At 53.5% G+C, this 1,893-nt stretch carries 2 rRNA genes; both read left to right on the top strand.

The features are described from left to right. A 23S ribosomal RNA gene (locus tag HMPREF9334_RS11265) occupies positions 1 to 1,488 on the top strand; the annotation flags it as partial. Positions 1,489 to 1,804: 316 nt separating this feature from the next. Next, positions 1,805 to 1,893 (top strand): 5S ribosomal RNA (gene rrf, locus HMPREF9334_RS11260); the annotation flags it as partial.

Genomic DNA, 1,893 nt, shown 5'->3' with positions numbered 1-1,893 from the left:
AGGATGGAGTGACGCAGGAAGGAAGCTGAGCGCGCGAATGGTTGGGCGCGTCGAAGGCGGTAGGCTAGTATGGAGGCAAATCCCCATACTACAAGGCCGAGAACCGATAGATAGGAAAGACTACGGTCAATCTGAATTCAGCTGCACTACACTGCCAAGAAAAGCTTCTAACGAGAAGACGTCTCGCCCGTACCAAAACCGACACAGGTAGGCGGGGAGAGAATCCTAAGGTGCGCGGGAAAACCCTCGTTAAGGAACTCGGCAAAATGCATCCGTAACTTCGGGAAAAGGATGGCCGCTGATGGTGAAGGTGTTTACCACCGGAGCTGTTGGCGGCGGCAGAAAAGAGGCCCAAGCGACTGTTTACCACAAACACAGGTGCCTGCGAAAGCGCAAGCTGAAGTATAGGTGCTGACGCCTGCCCGGTGCAGGAAGGTTAAGGAGAGTTGTTAGTCCTTGAGATGAAGCAGCGAACTGAAGCCCCTGTAAACGGCGGCCGTAACTATAACGGTCCTAAGGTAGCGAAATTCCTTGTCGGGTAAGTTCCGACCCGCACGAAAGGCGTAACGATTTGGGCACTGTCTCAACGAGGGACCCGGTGAAATTGAAATACCTGTGAAGATGCAGGTTACCCGCGACTGGACAGAAAGACCCCATGGAGCTTTACTGCAGCTTGGCATTGGTCTTTGGCATATGACGTACAGGATAGCCGGGAGACTGGGAGGATAGATCGCTAGATCTATCGGAGTCACCGTTGGGATACCGGCCTTCATATGCTAAGGATCTAACCGGAACATTAACAGTGTTCGGGACAGTACCAGGCGGGCAGTTTGACTGGGGCGGTCGCCTCCGAAAGAGCAACGGAGGCGTCCAAAGGTTCCCTCAGCGCGGACAGAAATCGCGCGAAGAGCATAAAGGCAGAAGGGAGCTTGACTGCGAGACTGACGGGTCGAGCAGGTACGAAAGTAGGGCTTAGTGATCCGGTGGAAAGAGAGTGGAATTGCCATCGCTCAACGGATAAAAGCTACCCTGGGGATAACAGGCTAATCTCTCCCAAGAGTCCATATCGACGGGGAGGTTTGGCACCTCGATGTCGGCTCATCACATCCTGGGGCTGAAGCAGGTCCCAAGGGTTGGGCTGTTCGCCCATTAAAGTGGTACGTGAGCTGGGTTCAGAACGTCGTGAGACAGTTCGGTCCATATCCATCGCGGGCGTAAGATACATGAGGGAGGCTGCTCCTAGTACGAGAGGACCGGAGTGGACGGACCAACGGTGTACCGGTTGTCCTGCCAAGGGCACGGCCGGGTAGCTGCGTCCGGAAGGGATAAACGCTGAAAGCATCTAAGCGTGAAGCCCGTCCCGAGATGAAGTATCTCATTCCTATAAGGAAGTAAGACCCCTTGAAGAAGACAAGGTAGATAGGCTGGGTGTGGAAGCACAGCAATGTGTGCAGCTGACCAGCACTAATCGGTCGAGGGCTTGACTTACTGACCTGTCCGAGAAGCGAATCCGTAGGATGAAGCTGAACGGGCAACAGGTCGTATGCGAAAACGTCCCAAGAACACGAGCGAAAGCGACGTGTGATTGGATGACGTTGACCGCTATTCTAAGAAGGTATAGCCTAACAATTTGCAAGGAAGTTTCTTCTGTGAAGTTTTGAGTGGACAACACTCATTCAGTGCGCAGGTAGTGTCAGCCAATCGTCGGCGTCCTTACGGACTTGACTCTTGGGACACTTATGCGTACGACTTGTTTAGCCAATCGCATGCGCCCTATGGGCTTTGCTCTTGGAACAAGTCAGCATGCGGTGATGATGCCTGAACGGTTCCACCTGTTCCCATTCCGAACACAGTAGTTAAGCGTTCAAAGGCCGAGGGTACTTCGTTGGAGAC

Origin of the sequence: Centipeda infelix ATCC 43532 (assembly GCF_000234095.1) — a bacterium.
In the GTDB taxonomy this organism is placed as follows: domain Bacteria; phylum Bacillota; class Negativicutes; order Selenomonadales; family Selenomonadaceae; genus Centipeda; species Centipeda infelix.
This window is presented reverse-complemented; position numbering and strand designations above follow the sequence as displayed.